This is a genomic window from Pseudomonas gingeri (assembly GCF_013385635.1).
Taxonomy (GTDB): domain Bacteria; phylum Pseudomonadota; class Gammaproteobacteria; order Pseudomonadales; family Pseudomonadaceae; genus Aquipseudomonas; species Aquipseudomonas gingeri_A.
In genome coordinates this window covers 530,274-546,680 of sequence record NZ_JACAPR010000007.1, presented here as the reverse complement: position 1 = coordinate 546,680, position 16,407 = coordinate 530,274, and the positions used below count along the sequence as shown (strand labels likewise).

General features: G+C 64.6%; 5 protein-coding genes. 1 reads left to right on the top strand and 4 read right to left on the bottom strand.

Annotation, left to right across the window (positions count from 1 at the left end; all coding sequences use genetic code 11):
* Nucleotides 1-49: 49 nt before the first annotated feature.
* Together HX851_RS36115 and HX851_RS36110 are read right to left on the bottom strand one after the other, a co-directional pair.
* Entirely contained in the window at nucleotides 50-13,063 is a 13,014-nt protein-coding gene (locus HX851_RS36115; RefSeq protein ID WP_177064334.1) for a non-ribosomal peptide synthetase, read from the bottom strand.
* A gap of 72 nt (nucleotides 13,064-13,135) precedes the next feature.
* Nucleotides 13,136-13,894, bottom strand: a complete 759-nt coding sequence (locus HX851_RS36110) for a thioesterase II family protein (RefSeq protein ID WP_177057341.1) — start codon at nucleotides 13,892-13,894, stop codon at nucleotides 13,136-13,138.
* Between the two features lie 306 nt (nucleotides 13,895-14,200).
* On the opposite strand from HX851_RS36110, the gene HX851_RS36105 reads away from it, so the two are divergent.
* Nucleotides 14,201-14,749, top strand: a complete 549-nt coding sequence (locus HX851_RS36105; RefSeq protein WP_177057342.1) for an RNA polymerase factor sigma-70 — start codon at nucleotides 14,201-14,203, stop codon at nucleotides 14,747-14,749.
* Nucleotides 14,750-14,814: 65 nt separating this feature from the next.
* Here the strand turns inward: HX851_RS36105 and HX851_RS36100 are convergent, their stop codons facing one another.
* Together HX851_RS36100 and HX851_RS36095 are read right to left on the bottom strand one after the other, a co-directional pair.
* The gene (locus HX851_RS36100; RefSeq protein ID WP_438362377.1) at nucleotides 14,815-15,573 is read right to left on the bottom strand and encodes a substrate-binding periplasmic protein; all 759 of its coding nucleotides are present in this window, start codon (nucleotides 15,571-15,573) and stop codon (nucleotides 14,815-14,817) included.
* A 156-nt stretch (nucleotides 15,574-15,729) separates the two neighbouring features.
* Complete coding sequence (locus HX851_RS36095; protein ID WP_369680880.1) at nucleotides 15,730-16,353, bottom strand: TetR/AcrR family transcriptional regulator; 624 nt, start codon at nucleotides 16,351-16,353, stop codon at nucleotides 15,730-15,732.
* Nucleotides 16,354-16,407: the final 54 nt, after the last annotated feature.

Here is a 16,407-nt window from a genome sequence, read left to right as displayed (position 1 = left end):
TGCATTCCCACGCGGAGCGTGGGAACGATCATCAACGATCGGGAAGACCTTACAGGCCTTCCAGCTCCGCCATCAGGTCACTCAGGCGATCGACTTTCTCCTCGTTGATCTCATTGGCCTCCAGCCCGTCGATATAACCCGCCAGTTCCTCCACCGTGCTGCATTCGAACATCGCCCGCAGCGGCACATTGCGTTGCAGGGTCTTTTGCACCCGTGAAGCAATCTGCGTCGCCAGCAACGAATGCCCGCCCAGTTCGAAGAAGTTGTCCAGCACCCCGACCCGCTCGACCTTCAACACCTCGGCCCAGATCGCGGCCAGGGTCTGCTCCAGCTCGTTGCGCGGGGCCAGGTAGTCCTGGCCGTGCAACTGGCCGATCTCCAGGTCCGGCAGCGCCTTGCGATCAAGCTTGCCGTTGGCGTTGAGCGGCAGCCGCTCCAGCCACAGCCAGTGCAACGGCACCATGTACTCCGGTAGTTGCGCCCGCAGCCGCTGCTTGATCCGGTCCAGGCATTCGCCCGGGTTCAGCGCCGTGTCGGCCGCCACCAGATAGCCGACCAGGTGCTTGCCGTTGACACCGTCCTGGACACTGACCGCCGCCTCGCGGACTTCCGGCTGCTCGTGCAGGCGGGCTTCGATTTCCCCCAGTTCGATGCGGTAACCGCGAATCTTCACCTGATGGTCGACCCGGCCGACGTACTCCAGCACGCCGTCGCTGCGCCGACGCGCCAGGTCGCCGGTGCGATACAGGCGCTCGCCCGCCGCGCCGAACGGATTGGGCACGAATACCTGGGCCGTGCGCAGCGGATCGCCGACATAACCACGACCGACACCGCTGCCAGCCACGCACAACTCACCCACGGCACCCAGCGGCACCAGTTCATCGGCACCGTCGAGCAGGTACAGGCGGTTGTTGTCGGTCGGCGTGCCGATCGGCAGGTAGCTGCCACGGGTCGAGGCCAGGTCGACGCGGAAGAACGCCACGTCGTCCGAACACTCCGCCGGACCATAGGCGTTGACCAGGCCGACCTGTGGATAACGCAGCAACCACTGGTGCGCCAGCTCCGGCGGCATCGCCTCGCCGGTCGGCAGCATCCAGCGCAGGCCGTCGAGGCTGACCCGTTCCTGGGCCAGCATGCCCTGGATCAGCGACGGCACGCTTTCCAGTACCGTGATCCGCTGCTGCCGGACATGGGCCAGCAAGCCTTGCGGATCGTGGGCGATGGCATTCGGCACGATATCCACGCGGGCACCGAACAACGCTGCGGCCAGGAACTGCCAGACCGAAATATCGAAGCTCTGCGAAGCCGTCTGGGCGATCACGTCGGTTTCATCCAGCACCAGGTACGGCACCTTGCTCAACTGGTTGTTGAGCATGCCGCGCTGCTCGACCATCACGCCCTTGGGCAAGCCGGTGGAACCGGAGGTGTAGATCACATAGGCGAGGTTGTCCGGCGTGCTGTGGATGCCCGGATTGGACAACGGGTATGCGCCCTGCTGCACCTCCTCCCAGACCAGCAACTGCGGCCGCGTGCAATTCAGTTCCGCAAGCAGGGCCTCGGCCTGTTCGCGGCACGCCGCGGTGCAGACCAGCAACGGTGTACGGCTCAGCTCGATGATCCGGCTCAGGCGCTGGCTCGGCAGACCCGGGTCCAGCGGCAAGTAGCCAGCGCCGGCCTTGAAGCTGCCGACGATCATCCCCAGCAGGTCGAGGCTGCGTTCGGCCAGCAGGGCCACGGGTTGGTCGAAACCAACGCCGGCCGCGACCAGGGCATGGCCCAGGCGGTTAGCGGACTGGTTCAACTGCTCATAGCTGTATTGCTGTTCCAGGCAGGTCGCCGCGATCCGTTGCGGATGCGCGGCCACCCGTGCCTCGAACAACGCTGCGTAACTCTGCTCCAGCGGATAGTCATGGGCACTCTGGTTGCAACCTTCGAGCAGGAAGTCGCGTTCCTCGGCACCGAGCAGCGGCAGCTCGTCCATATCGCCATGGAAACCGTCCACCAGTGCCAGCAACAGGCGCTTGAACTCGCCGAGCAGACGCTCGATGCTGCTCGCCTCGAAATAACGCTGGTCATAGGACAGGTGCAGCCCCAGGTCATCGCCTGGATAGCAGACCGCGGTCAGCGGGAAGTTGGTGTGGGTACGGCCCGAGTCCGAGGTCGCATTGAGGCTTTGCGCGCGGTCCAGCACCGAGACCTCCACCGGCGCATTCTCGAACACGAACAGACTGTCGAACAACGGCTGGCCCTTGGGCAGCTCGCTGTTTTCCTGGATCGTCACCAGCGGCAGGTATTCGTACTCACGCAGTTCCATATTGCGTTCGAGCAAGCCGCCGAGCCAACTGCGCACACTGCAGCCGACGCCCTCTTCCGGCAGTTTCACCCGCAGCGCGATGCTGTTGATGAACAGTCCGACTGTGCGCTGCATCTGCGGCATGTCCACCGGGCGGCCTGCCACGGTGACGCCGAACAGCACGTCGCGATCACCGCTGAAGCGGCGCAGGACCAAAGCCCAGGCCGCCTGGGCAAAGGTGTTGATGGTCAACTGGTGTTGCTGCGCCAGCTCCCGCAGTCGCGCGCCGTCACGAGGATCGAGACGGGTGTAGCGGTCGCCGACCACCATGCCGCCGCTATCTCCGGCATGCTCGCGCAGGAACGGCCGGTCGCTGGGGATATGGGTGGTGCGTTCGAAGCCTTGCAGGTTGTGTTTCCACCACTGCTTCGCCGCCGCCAGGTCCTGGCGTTGCAGCCAGCCGATGTAGTCGCGGTAGCGCGGCGGCACGGCCAGTTGCGCTTCACGTCCTTCGCCGAGGGCGGTGTAGATCTCGAAGAAGTCGTTCATCAGCAACGAGCGGCACCAGGCATCGATCAGGATGTGGTGGTTGCTCATCATGAACCAGTAGCGCGCCGCGCCGACCTTGATCAGGCGCAGGTGGAACGGTGCTTCGCGCAGCAGATCGAAGCCGGCCTCACGCTCGCTCTTGAGCAGGCTCTGCAAACGCGGCTCCTGCCGCTCCTCGGCTTTGGCGCTCCAGTCCAGGTACTCGATCGGCGTGCTGCCCGGCTTGTGGATAACTTGCAGCATGTCTTCGCCGACGTTCCAGCAGAACGACGCACGCAAGGCTTCATGACGGGCAATCACTGCCTGCCAGGCCTGGGCGAAGCGTTGCGGATCGAGCTCGCTGTTGATCCGGTAGCGGTCCTGCATGTAATACAGCCCGGTGCCCGGCTCCAGCAGGGTGTGCAGCAACAGGCCTTCCTGCATCGGAGTCAGCGGATAGACGTCCTCGATCTGGCCGGCCGCCACCGGCAGCGCGTCGAGTTGCAGCTGGGTCAGGCGTGCCAGCGGGAAGTCCGAAGGCGTCAGGCCGCCAGCATCGTCGCGCAGGCAGTGCTCGACCAGGCTGCTCAGTTCGCCCAGGTAGGCGTCCGCCAGCTCGGCCACGGTGTTGCTGTCGAAACGTTCGCGGCTGAAGGTCCAGCGCAAGACCAACTCACCGCCATAGACCTGGCTGTCGATGCTCAACTCGTTGGGCAACGGTGCCTCGGCACCATGGGCCTCGCCCGCCGACTCTTCCAGCGGACGGAACAGCGCGTCATCGCCGAAGCTCTGGTCGAACTGCCCCAGGTAGTTGAAGGTAATCGGTGCTACCGGCAAGGCCGCCATCGCCGCGCGCAGCGACGGCTCGGCCAGGTAGCGCAGCACGCCATAACCCAGGCCCTTGTGCGGCACGCCACGCAGTTGTTCCTTGATGGCCTTGATCGAGTCGCCCTGCCCCGCGGCCTCCTCGATATTCAGCGGGTTCAGGCGCACCGGATAGGCGCTGGTGAACCAGCCGACGGTACGGGTCAGGTCGATCTCGTCGAACAGTATCTCACGGCCATGGCCTTCCAGTTGTACCAACGCCGATGGCTGCCCGGTCCAGCGGCAGACCACCCGCGCCAGGGCGGTCAGCAACAGGTCGTTGACCTGGGTGCGGTAGGCGCTCGGGGCCTGTTGCAGCAAGGCGCGGGTCCGTGCCGCATCAAGACGGACACTGACGGTTTCGGCGTGACGGTTCTGCCGCCCGCCGTCAGGACGCTCGCAAGGCAGGTCGAGGTTCGGCCCGGCCAGTTGCGCCTGCCAGCCCGCCAGCTCTTCGCGCAGGGATTCGCTGCCGGCATAGGCCTGCAGACGGTTCGCCCAGTCACGCAGGGCACTGGTTTTCTCCGGTAATTGCAGCGCCTGGCCGGCCAGCAATTGACGGTAGGCGGTCTGCAGGTCGTCCAGCAGAATGCGCCAGGAAACCCCGTCCACCACCAAGTGATGAATCGCCAGCAACAGGCGTTGTTCGCCCTGCGGTCCGTCCACCAGCAAGGCCCGCAGCAACGGTCCCTGTTGCAGGTCAAGGCTGCGTTGCGCCTCGCTGAACAGTGCGGTGCACTGCGTCATCGCCGCGACGCGTACCTGTTGCAGCAACGGTCTCTCGTCCGGCGCGCGGTATTCGGCCCGCCAGTTACCCGCCTCGACGGTGAAACTCAGACGCAATGCATCGTGATGCTCCAGCAGCGCCGCCAGGGCCCGCTCCAACGCATGGGGTTCGAGCGCCCGCACCGGCGCCAGGACCAGCGCCTGGTTCCAGTGCTGGCGCTGGGGGATCTCGCTATCGAGGAACCAGTGCTGGATCGGTGTCAGGCTCGAAGCACCCGTGAGCAAACCTTGCTCGGCGCTGATCCGCTCGCTGCGGGTCGCCACCGCCGCCAGGCTCTGCACGGTCTGGTGCTGGAACAGGTCGCGGGGGCTGAAGTGAATGCCCAGCTGGCGGGCCCGGCTGACCACCTGGATCGACAGGATCGAGTCACCGCCGAGTTCGAAGAAGTTATCGCCCCGTCCGATCTGTCCGACGTTCAGCACCTCGCACCAGATCCCGGCCAGGCTTTGTTCCAGCTCATTGCCCGGCGCCACATAGTGCTGGCGGTTGAGCTGCGGGTCCGGTGCGGGCAAGGCACGCCGGTCGAGCTTGCCGTTGGCGGTCAACGGCATGCTGTCCAGCAGGATCAGGTGGGTGGGCACCATGTAGTCCGGCAACTGGCTTTTCAGGTGCGCCTTGAGCGCTTCGCGCAGCTGTACCTGCCGTGCTTCGTCCTGCGTCGCCACATCGCTGACCAGGTAAGCGGCCAGTTGCTTGCCGCCGGGGGCGTCCAGCGCCAGGACCACGGCCTCGCGAATCGCCGCATGATCCAACAGCCGGGTTTCGATTTCCCCCAACTCGATGCGGAAACCGCGGATCTTCACCTGATGGTCGATCCGTCCCAGGTATTCCACCAGGCCATCGACACGCTGACGGACCAGGTCACCGGTGCGATAAAGACGCGCGCCATCGGTGGCGAACGGATCGGCGACAAAACGCTCGGCGGTGATTCCCGGACGCTGGTGATAACCCTGGGCCAGACCGGCCCCGCCAACATACAGCTCGCCGGTGGCACCTTGCGGCACCAACGCCAGGTCGGCATCGAGGATATAGGCCACGCGGGCACCGATCACGCTGCCGATCGGTACGCTGGCCGCCCCCTCTTCCAGCTGTTCGGGCGCCAGGCTGGCCAGTGGCATGACCACGGTTTCCGTCGGCCCATAGGCGTTGAAGAACAGGCTCGGCTGGAATGCCGCGCGAATCCGTTGCAGGTGTTCGCCGGTCAGCGCCTCGCCACCGGTGATGCACATACGCACCGGCAGGGTCTGCGCCTGGGTCGCCAGCCATTGGGCCAACTGGCTGCCGTAGCTCGGGGTAAAACCAAGGATATTGACCCGCTGCTGGCGAATCAGCTGGCAGATTTCCTCGGCATCCCACTGCCCCTGGGCCCGCAGCACCACCCGCGCGCCGCTGAGCAAGGGCACCAGCAGACGCTCGGTGGCGGCGTCGAAGTTGATCGAATAGAAATGCAGTTCACAGTCATCGGGCTGCATGTCGAAGCGGCGGATCACCGCCTGGCAATGCATGGCGATTTCACCATGGGACACCACCACGCCCTTGGGCTTGCCGGTGGAGCCGGAGGTGTAGATCAGGTACGCCTGGTGCTGCGCCAGGCTGATAAACGGCAGCTCGTCCGATGGATACGCCGCCAGGGCCGGACCGTCCTGCTCCAGACACCACTGCGCGACGCCCGTCGGCAAGGGGCCGAGAGCCGCAAGCAAGGCGCTGTTGCTCAGCAGCAAGCCGACGCCGCTGTCCTCGATCATGTAGTTGAGGCGATCCAGCGGGTACTCCGGGTCCAGCGGCACATAGGCGCCGCCGGCCTTGAGAATCGCCAACAGGCCGATGACCATTTCCAGCGAACGCTCCAACGCCAGGCCGACCCGCACCTGCGGGCCCACGCCCTGCTCGCGCAGGCGCCAGGCCAGGCGGTTGGCCCGGGCATTGAGTTCGGCGTAGCTCAGGGTCTCGCCGGCAAAAGTCAGCGCCGGTGCCAGCGGCCGGGCCTCGGCCTGTTGGCTGAACAGGCGGTGGATGCATTGGTCGAGGCGCTGCTCGCCGTCTTCGGCCCCCAGGCTGGCGAACAGCGCCTGCTGCTCGTCGGCCTGCAACAGCGGCAATTCGCTCAGGCGCTGTTGCGGATCGCCGATCAGCGCCTCCAGCAGGTTGCGCCAATGCCCGGCCATGCGCGCGATACGCGGTTCGTCGAACAGGTCGGTGCTGTAGGTCAGGCAGCAACCCAGGCGATGGTCGAGGTCGGTGACCTCCAGGTTGAGGTCGAACTTGGTCGCCCGGGCATCGTTGACCAGGTATTCGACTTTCATTCCACCGAGGCTGCGGCTTTGCTGGAACTCCCAGCGCTGGACGTTGCACATCACCTGGAACAGCGGGTTGTAGGCCGCGCTGCGGGGCGGTTGCAGGGCTTCCACCAGATGATCGAACGGCAGGTCCTGATGGGACTGGCCTTCGATCACGGTATGGCGTACCTGCTCGAACAACTGCTCGACGCGCATCTGTCCGTCGAGCTGGCAGCGCAGCACCTGGGTATTGAGGAAGGCGCCGATCAGGCCTTCGCTTTCCGGACGGATCCGGTTGGCCACCGGCGCGCCGATGCGCAGGTCGGTCTGGCCGCTGTAGCGATAGAGCAGCACGGACAGCGCGGCGGTCATGGTCATGAACAGGGTCAGGCCATGTTGCGCGTTGAACGCCCGCACCCGTGCCGCCAGTTCATCGCCGAGGTCGAAGCGGTACAACTCGCCCCGATGACTTTGCACTGCTGGCCGCGGACGGTCGCCCGGCAATTCGAGCAACGGGTGTTCGTTGCCCAGTTGCGCGGTCCAGTAGTCCAGTTGGCGCTGGCGCTCGCCGGACTCCAGCCACTGGCGCTGCCAGACGCTGTAGTCGAGGTACTGCACCGCCAACGGCGGCAACGGCGACTCGCGCCCTTCGATGAACGCTTCGTAGAGCGCACTCAATTCGCGGGCGAAGATGTCCATCGCCCAGCCTTCGGTGACGATGTGATGCAGGGTCAGGACAAAATAATGCTCCTGCGCCGCGGCCTTGACCAGGCAGGCCCGTAGCAGTGGTCCGGTTTCCAGGTCAAACGGCAGGTGCGCTTCGCTGTCGGCCAGTTGTTGCACGCGTTGCTCGCGCGTCTCGCGATCAAGGGCCGAAAAATCCTTCCAGGCCAGGCGGATGCCGGTCTCGGGCGCCACCCGCTGATGGGCCACGCCATTGATGCTCGGGAAGGTGGTACGCAGGGTTTCATGGCGCAGGATCAAGGCTTGCAGCGCGGCGTCGAAACAGGCCACATCGAGCACGCCGGTAAACCGCGCCATGCCGCCGACGTTATAGGCAGGGCTGTCCGGTTCCATCTGCCAGAGGAACCACATGCGTTGCTGAGAATAGGACAACGGCACCGGCTGGCTGCGGTCGACAGTACCGATCGGCGATTGCTGGTTGCGCTGGCCGGACAGCTGGATCAGGCGGATCCGTTCGGCAAACGCCCCCAGTTCCGGAGCCTCGAACAATACCCGCAACGGCAGCTCGACATCGCAGGCCTGGCGGGTCCGGGAAATGATCTGGGTCGCCAGCAGCGAATGGCCACCAAGGGCAAAGAAGTCATCGCCCAGCCCGACTTGCGGCTGGCCCAGCACTTCACGCCAGATCGCGGCGATCTGCTGCTCCAGCGCCGTGCTCGGCTCGACATGCTCGCGCACCTGCCACTGCGGCTCGGGCAGGGCCTTGCGGTCGAGCTTGCCACTGGGGCTCAGGGGCATTTCGTCCAGGCGCACCAGTTGCGCCGGCACCATGTATTCCGGTAGCTCCGCCGCCAGCGCGGCCTTGAGCCGGGCACTCTGCAGTGCTTCGGTTTCAGTCGCCTCGGGGCTGCTGTAGTAGCCGATCAGTTGCCCGCCGGCAGCGGTCTCGCGGACCAGTACCACGGCCTGGGCGACGCCGTCCCGGGCCAGCAGGCGCGCTTCGATTTCCTCGGGTTCGACCCGCAAGCCACGCAGCTTGACCTGCTGGTCCAGGCGACCGAGGTACTCCAGCACGCCATCGGCGCCCCAGCGTACGCGGTCGCCGGTGCGGTACAGGCGCTCGCCCGCCGTTCCCTGAGGGTCGGCGACAAAACGCTCGGCGGTCAGCCCGGCGCGGCCCAGGTAACCACGGGCCAGACCGATGCCACCGATGCACAATTCGCCCGGCACGCCGCCGGGCAGCGGGTTCAGATCGGCGTCGAGAACTCGGCAGAGCACGTTGCCCAGCGGCCGGCCGATCGGCGAACGCTCACCATCGACCCACTGGCAGTGCCAGTGGGTCACGTTGATCGCGGTTTCGGTCGGGCCGTAGCGGTTGTGCAACTGCACCTGCGGCAACTGCTCCAGGGCCCGGTTGCGCAACTCGGCGGGCAACGCCTCGCCACCGCAGAACAGCCGGCGCAGACTGGCACATTGCACCACCTGCGGCTCGTCGATAAACAGTTGCAGCAGCGGCGGCACGAAGTGCAGCGTGGTCACGCCAAAGGCCTGCACCAGTTGCGCGATGCGATAAGGGTCGCGGTGTTCGCCGGGACCGGCGAGCACCAGTTTGCAACCGGTGATCAATGGCCAGAAACACTCCCACACCGACACGTCGAAACTGATCGGCGCCTTCTGCATCAGCACATCGCTGGAGTCCAGGGCGTAAGTGGCCTGCATCCATTGCAGGCGCTCGGCCAGGGCCGCATGGGTATTGCCGACGCCCTTGGGCTGACCGGTGGAACCGGAGGTGTAGATCACATAGGCGAGGTTGTCGCCGTGCAGGTGCAGGCCCGGCGCCTGGCTCGGCCAGTTGTCGAGCTTGAGCAGGTCCATCGCCACGGCGCTGACGCCGGCGGTCACCGGCAGGTCGTCGAGCAGATGGCTCTGGGTCAGCAGCAATTCGACGCCGCTGTCGGCGAGCATGTAGGCCAGGCGTTCACTCGGATAATCCGGGTCGAGCGGTACATAGGCGCCGCCGGCCTTGATGATCGCCAGCAGACCGATCAGCAACTGGGGTGAACGTTCGGCGGCAATGGCCACCCGCACATCCGGGCCGACGCCCTTGTCCCGCAGGTAGTGGGCCAGGCGGTTGGCCTGGGCATGCAGCTCGGCAAAGTCGAGGCTGCCACCCTCCCACAGCAACGCGGTGCGCTCGGGGGTCAGCAGCGCCTGGCGATTCAACAGCTCGGGCAACCACTGGCCGGCTGGAGTACAAGGCGCGACGCTCCACTGGCGTTGCTGTTCCTGTTCGCTTGCCGTCAACAACGACAGCTCACCGATAGCCTGTTGCGGGCGGCTGGTGACCTGTTGCAACAGGCTGACGAAATGCCCGGCCAGGCGGGCAATGGTCGCCTCGTCGAACAGTTCGTCGGCGTAGTCGAAGGCCAGGCTCAGCCGGCCGTGGCGATCTTCCTCGCTGTGCAGTTGCAGGTCGAACTTGACCTCGCGACTGTGCCAGGGCAATTCGTCGGCCAGCAGCCCCGGCAGGCGGCGCAAGGCACCGAGGTCGCGCTGCTGGTGGTTGAACATGACCTGGAACAGGCCTTGCTCGCGGGCATCGGGGAAGGCTTCGAGCAATTGTTCGAACGGCAGGTCCTGATTGGCCTGGGCCCCCAGGGTCGCCTGGCGGGTTTGCGCCAGCAGGTCGGCAAATGGCAGGCGCGGATCCAGCTCGGCGCGCAGGACCAGGGTATTGATAAAGAAGCCGATCAGTCCCTGGGTTTCCAGGCGCGGGCGGTTGGCACTCGGCACGCCGACACGAATGTCGCGCTGGCCGCTGTAGCGGTGCAACAGGCTCTGGAACGCCGCGAGCAACAGCATGAACGGCGTCGCCTCACAGGCCTGGGCGGCCTGGCGCACCGCTTCGCTGAGCCCGGCGTCCAGGCGCAAGTTCAAACGCGCCGCACTGTGGCGTTTCTGTGCCGAACGCGGATGGTCGGTGGCCAGGCCGAGGGTCGGTTGCTCGTCACCCAGTTGTTCTTTCCAGTACGCCAGCTGGCGCTGGCTTTCGCCCTGGGCCAGCCATTGGCGCTGCCAACTGCCGTAGTCGGCGTACTGCAACGGCAAAGGTGCCAGTTCGGCGATCTGCCCCTGGGCAGCCGCTGCGTACAACCGGGAGAACTCGTCGATGAGGATATTCAGCGACCAGCCATCGGCAATGATGTGATGCATCGTCACCAGCAACTGGTGTTCCTGGTCATCCAGGCGTACCAGGGTCACCCACAACAGCGGCCCCTTCTCCAGATCGAACCGGGTATGGGCTTCATCCTCGCGAATCTGTCGGGCGCGGGCTTCACGTTGATCTGCCGGCAGATCACTGAGGTCGATCAGTTGCAGTTCGAACGCGGCATCGACGTCGACCCGTTGCAGGGCCTGGCCATCACGCTCGTAGAAACGCGTGCGCAGGGATTCGTGGCGTTCGATCAAGCGTTGGAAACTGCTGCGTACCGCCGCCTCGTCCAGCTCGCCGCGCAGGCGCAAGGCGCCGGGAATGGTGTAGGCACTGCCGTGGGGGTCCAGTTGCCAGAGGAACCACAAGCGGTTCTGGGCCAGGGACTGCGGCAGGTCTCCATGGCGCGACAGGCGCGCGATGGCGCCCTGGGCCAGCCCGCCGTCCTGTTGCTGCCGCGCCACCTCGGCGGCGAAGGCTGCGAGGGTCGGTGCTTCGAACAACAACCGCAGGTTCAATTCGATGCCCAGCGCTTCGCGCAACCGGGCCACCACCTGGGTCGCCAGGATCGAGTTGCCGCCGAGCAGGAAGAAATGATCGTCGCCGGCAATCTGCTGCAATTGCAACTGCTCGCACCAGATCCGTCCGATCAGTCCCTGCAGATCGTCGGCAACCGCCTCGACCACCTCGCCGGGTACAGCCGTCTGGTCGGGAAACAACGCATAGCTGTCGAGACTGCCATCGGCCAGGCGGTCGCGGCAGGCCGACCGTTGCAGCTTGCCGCTGGAAGTCTTCGGCAAGGCGCCCGGATTGAGCAGCACCACCACGCCTGGCGCTTCCTGGTACGCCTCGGCCACCGCCTGGCGGATGGCCTTGATCAAAGCGTCGGGGGGCAGGACCTTCTGCACGCTGCGGCTGATTTCGGCAGCGATGCCGATGCCTTCCTGGCCGTCGCGAGTGACGGCAAAAGCGGCTACCCGGCCCTTGCGTACCGCTTCCACTTCGCGCTCGATGGTCTGCTCGATGTCCTGGGGATACAGGTTGTGCCCGCGCACGATCAGCATGTCTTTCAGGCGTCCGGTGATATACAACTCACCCTCGCGCAGGAAACCCAGGTCGCCGGTGCGCAGCCAGGTGCGGCCGTCATGCTGGACAAAGGTCTTGGCCGACGCCTCGGGGTTGCGCCAGTAGCCATGGGCAATGCTCGGGCCGGCGGCCCAGACTTCACCGACGCTGTTTTCGCCGAGTACCTGCAAGCTGTTCGGCTCGACCACCAGTACCGCGTGCTCGGGCTGGCGGGTGCCGCAGCTCATGATCGGACTGCCCTCGCCCGGCTCCGCGCGATTGCGCGCCAGGGCCGCCTCATCCAGACGCAACGCCGCAATCCCCCGGCCACGCTGACCACCGGCAACGAACAGGGTGGCTTCCGCCAGGCCGTAGGAGGCGAAATAGCTCTGTTCGCTGAAACCGCACGGCGCGAACTTTTCGGCGAAACGTTCGAGGGTGTCGAGACGGATCGGCTCGGAACCGGAGTAGGCCACGCGCCAGCCGCTCAGGTCGAGCCGCGCCAGGGCGCTCTTGCTGACCCGCTCGCTGCACAGCCGATAGGCGAAATCCGGGCCGCCGCTGATGGTCCCGCCGTACTCGCTGATCGCCTCCAGCCAGCGCAACGGCCGACCGAGGAAATACGCCGGAGACATCAGTACACAAGGTACGCCGCTGAAGATCGGTTGCAGCAGGCCACCGATCAGGCCCATGTCGTGGTACAGCGGCAGCCAGCTGACGATCACGTCGTCGGGATTGAGATCGATGCCGAAGCCATGGCGGATCAGCAGCTCGTTGGCAACCAGGTTGCCGTGGCTGACCTGCACGCCCTTGGGCAACGCAGTGGAGCCGGAAGTGTATTGCAGGAAGGCGATGTCGTCAGGTTTTACACCAGGCTCCTGCCAGGCTGCGGCCAACCCGCTGTCGAGGGTATCGACACAGAGCAATTGCGGCGCATCGGCGGCTGTCAGTTCGTCCATCCGCAGCAACGGTTCGCGCAAGTCGGCACTGGTCAGCACCAGACGCGGCTCGGCATCGGCGATGATCGACAGCAGGCGCTCCTGATGATGACGGCGGGTCGACTCCGGCGGGTAGGCCGGCACCGCAATCACCCCGGCGTACAGGCAACCAAAGAACGCCGCGACATAGTCCGGGCCGCTGGGAAACAGCAGCACCGCACGATCGCCCAGGCGGGCATTGGCCTGCAACGCCGCGGCGATGGTACGCGCCCGCAGGTCCAGATCCCGATAACTGAGGACCGCACCCTGTTCCTTGTCTTCGGCGAGAAAGCGCAGCGCCACTCGATCCGGGGTCTGCAGCGCACGGCGTTGAAGGGCCTGGGCCAAGGTATTGGGGAGTTCGAACGCGTCCATCATGGGATTCCTGCCTGAGTCGGCTAGCAAATTGAATTCTTGGAAAAGGTTGCACCCGCAGGCGCAACACGGATCTCAGCTGGCGGCGCGGGTCAGCTGGCGGGCCTGATCATTGCGCCAGCGCGCCAGATGCTGGTCGGCATAACGACGCAGGTGGCGCAACAGCGCGGCTTCCTGCTCGATCAGGTAGAAGTGGTGTCCCTCGAACATGTCCAGGGAAAAACCGGTGGCGGTTTCCTCCTGCCAGTCGAGCAGTTCGTCTACACGGACGCTGTCCTGCTTACCGCCAAACACATGGATCGGCACGGACAACGATTCGCGTTCGCCGTACTGGAAACTGCCGCAGAGCAAGAAGTCGGCGCGCAGGATGGGCAACATCATCTGCATCAGGTCGCTGTTGGCCAGGGCATCCGCCGGAGTGCCCTTGAGTTCGCGCAAACGATCCAGCAACTGCTCGTCGGTTTTCGCCAGGGCATATTCACTGACATCGCGCCTGGCCGGCCCGGCCGTGGCGGAAGCGAACAACGCCAACGGTGCCGGCAGCCCACGGGCGCGCAGCACATGGGCCAGCTCGAACGCCAGCAAGCCGCCCAGGCTGTGGCCGAACAAGGCATAAGGGCGATCCAGCTCGGCGGCGATTTCATCCGCCAACTGCCGGGCCAGGCGGGCGATATCCACCTGCAGCGGCTCGTTCATGCGCATGCCGCGTCCCGGTAATTCCAACGGCCGCACCTGCAGCCACTCCGGCAGCTTGCGCCGCCAGCGGCTGTAGACCATGGCGCTGGCGCCGGAATAGGGAAGGCAGAACAGGCGAAGGTTCAAAGAGGTGCTCATGCCCAGCCACCGTTGCGATTAACCATTGCGCCCTCCTCACGGGTATCGATCCTTGACCGGGTCGCTTACCCGGCCTGTCCACATGAGAACGGATGACGTTGGCAAATAATTAGTCCGGCGCGGTGCAGGGATCCTGCGGGCAAACGCCCCAGGGCGGTGCGTCATGTCTCGGTAATGCATCAGCAGGTATCATTAATTCTACTTCTCAATTGACAATCATTATCATTCAGCATAATTTGTCGCTCGATGTGTAGCCAGTCGCTGACAGACCCCGGCCTACAACCTATTCGCTACAAGGTGATTTCCATGACGGAACAAGTATCCACAAGCAGGTGTGATTCACCGTTACTCCAGGCCTTTGTCGATAATCGCCTGATCCTGGTCAAGATCGCCGCGCGCATCACCGGGTGCCGCTCGCGGGCCGAGGACGTGGTACAGGACGCGTTTTTCCGACTGCAATCGGCGCCGCAGATCACCTCGTCGTTCAAGGCCCAACTCAGCTACCTGTTCCAGATCGTGCGCAACCTGGCGATCGACCACTATCGCAAGCAGGCGCTGGAACTGAAGTATTCAGGGCCGGAGGAGGAAGGGTTGAATGTGGTTATCCACGGCGCGTCGCCAGAAACCTCGCACATCAACTTCTCGACGCTGGAGCATATTGCCGACGCACTGACCGAGCTGCCCCAGCGCACCCGCTATGCCTTCGAGATGTATCGCCTGCACGGCGTGCCGCAGAAGGACATCGCCAAGGAACTGGGCGTATCGCCGACCCTGGTGAACTTCATGATCCGCGATGCCCTGGTGCATTGCCGGAAGGTCTCGGGGACCCGTAGCGACACCTTCGCCCGGCGCTGAGAGCCGACAGGCAAAAAGAGCGGGGCCACCCGCTCATTGTGTCGCAAGGATGACACGCAGGCGCGTCAGAGCGGCGTCTTGGTCACATCGGCCACCGGCATGACGGTGATCCGATAAGGCTGGAAGATCTTCAACAGTTCACCATTATCCCGCAGCCGCTGCAGCAACCGGCCGAATACCTCACCACTGATCGGTGCCTTCGGCCGCAGCAGGGCGTAATGGTGATAGACCTGATCGATCCGCTCGGAGATCAGCAACTCCTTGGCGGTCCCCGGGTTGCGGCTCAGGTAGTCGAACAGATAGGACCGGGTAACCAGGGCGATATCCGCCCGTCCACGCAGCACCATCAGCAGGTTGCTGTCATGAGAGTAGGTCAGCGTGGCGTTGTAGGTCTCGGCGAGGAACTTGGGATCGGCATTGAACTGCGCGAACTCGTAGTGATAACCACTGAACAGCGCCAGGCGCTTGCCTTTCAGATCGGCAAAATAGCCCTGGCCACGATCCGGCTTGTGCTGGGCGACAAATATCTCGGCATCTTCCAGGCCCATGTCGACGTTGACATGGGGAATCTCCTTCCAACCCCATTCCGGATTCTCGAAGATCGCCATGTCGGTGCGACCCTCTTCGAAATCGCGAAAACGTCGGGGAATCGAGGTCGGCACCAGGACAAAGCGGTAGTCGCTCTGCAAGGCGTTCAAGGCTTCCGCCAGCTGCGGCAGCACACCGGTATCGGCGCCCTGCTCGGGTCGAATGGTGTAGGGCGGAAAGTGCGCGGCACCGATCTTGACTTCCTGCGCGGCCGACACGGTTTGCACCGCCAGCATCCCCAGCGCCAACCCTAGAATTCGGAATGCCATCCGTACTGGCGAAAGGTTCAAGGCCACGTACCTCAGAAAATACCATCGATGCCATTAAACTAGGCGCTTTCGATTACTTAGACAACGCCACGCCGATTAAATAATTACTTGCACAACGCGCACTTAGCTATCTTTGAGGACCAGCATCAGGGCTTCGTCGGCCAGTTGCTCCAGCGTCAGGCTGCCCTGGGGGCGAAACCAGGTGGTGGTCCAGGACAAGGCCCCGGTCAGAAAACGCCGGGTGATGAACACATCCCCCTTGATATAGCCCGCATCGCGGGCCTCGCCGAGCACCTGCAGCCAGATCTGTTCATAAACGTCGCGCAGTGCCAGGACCTTGGCCTGCCCTTCCGGCGACAGTGAACGCCACTCGTAGACCAGCACCGCCATGGCCTCGCCGGTGCCGCCCATGATCGACTGCAGCTCGCAGCGGATCAACGCCAGCACCCGCTCGCGCAAGCTAGCGGCCTCGGCCAGGGAAGCTCGCATCAAGGCGGTGTTGTAGTGGATGGTTTCCTCCATCACCGCGCGCAGGATCTCGTCCTTGCTCTTGAAGTGATGAAAGATGCTCCCCGACTGGATGCCGATGGCGCTCGCCAGGTCACGCACCGTGGTGCGCTCGTAGCCCTTGTTGCGAAACAGATGCGCGGCGGTCTGCAGCAGTTTGCCACGGGCACTGTCCGGGTCGGTCAGTTGCCCTTCCTGCACCAGATCACGTATCACCTGCTGGGCTTGTTGTTCGTTCACGGCATTCTCCTCTGGCTACACTGTGCCGTTGCACGCCCGGAAACCGGGAGGTTG

What these genes read in the sequence shown, in the direction of transcription:
- HX851_RS36100 (WP_438362377.1), bottom strand. Translation starts at nt 15,573, where the DNA reads ATGCTGGCGGTGCAAACCGTGTCGGCCGCGCAGGAAGTCAAGATCGGT.
- HX851_RS36115 (WP_177064334.1), bottom strand. Translation starts at nt 13,063, where the DNA reads ATGATGGACGCGTTCGAACTCCCCAATACCTTGGCCCAGGCCCTTCAA.
- HX851_RS36110 (WP_177057341.1), bottom strand. Translation starts at nt 13,894, where the DNA reads ATGAGCACCTCTTTGAACCTTCGCCTGTTCTGCCTTCCCTATTCCGGC.
- HX851_RS36105 (WP_177057342.1), top strand. Translation starts at nt 14,201, where the DNA reads ATGACGGAACAAGTATCCACAAGCAGGTGTGATTCACCGTTACTCCAG.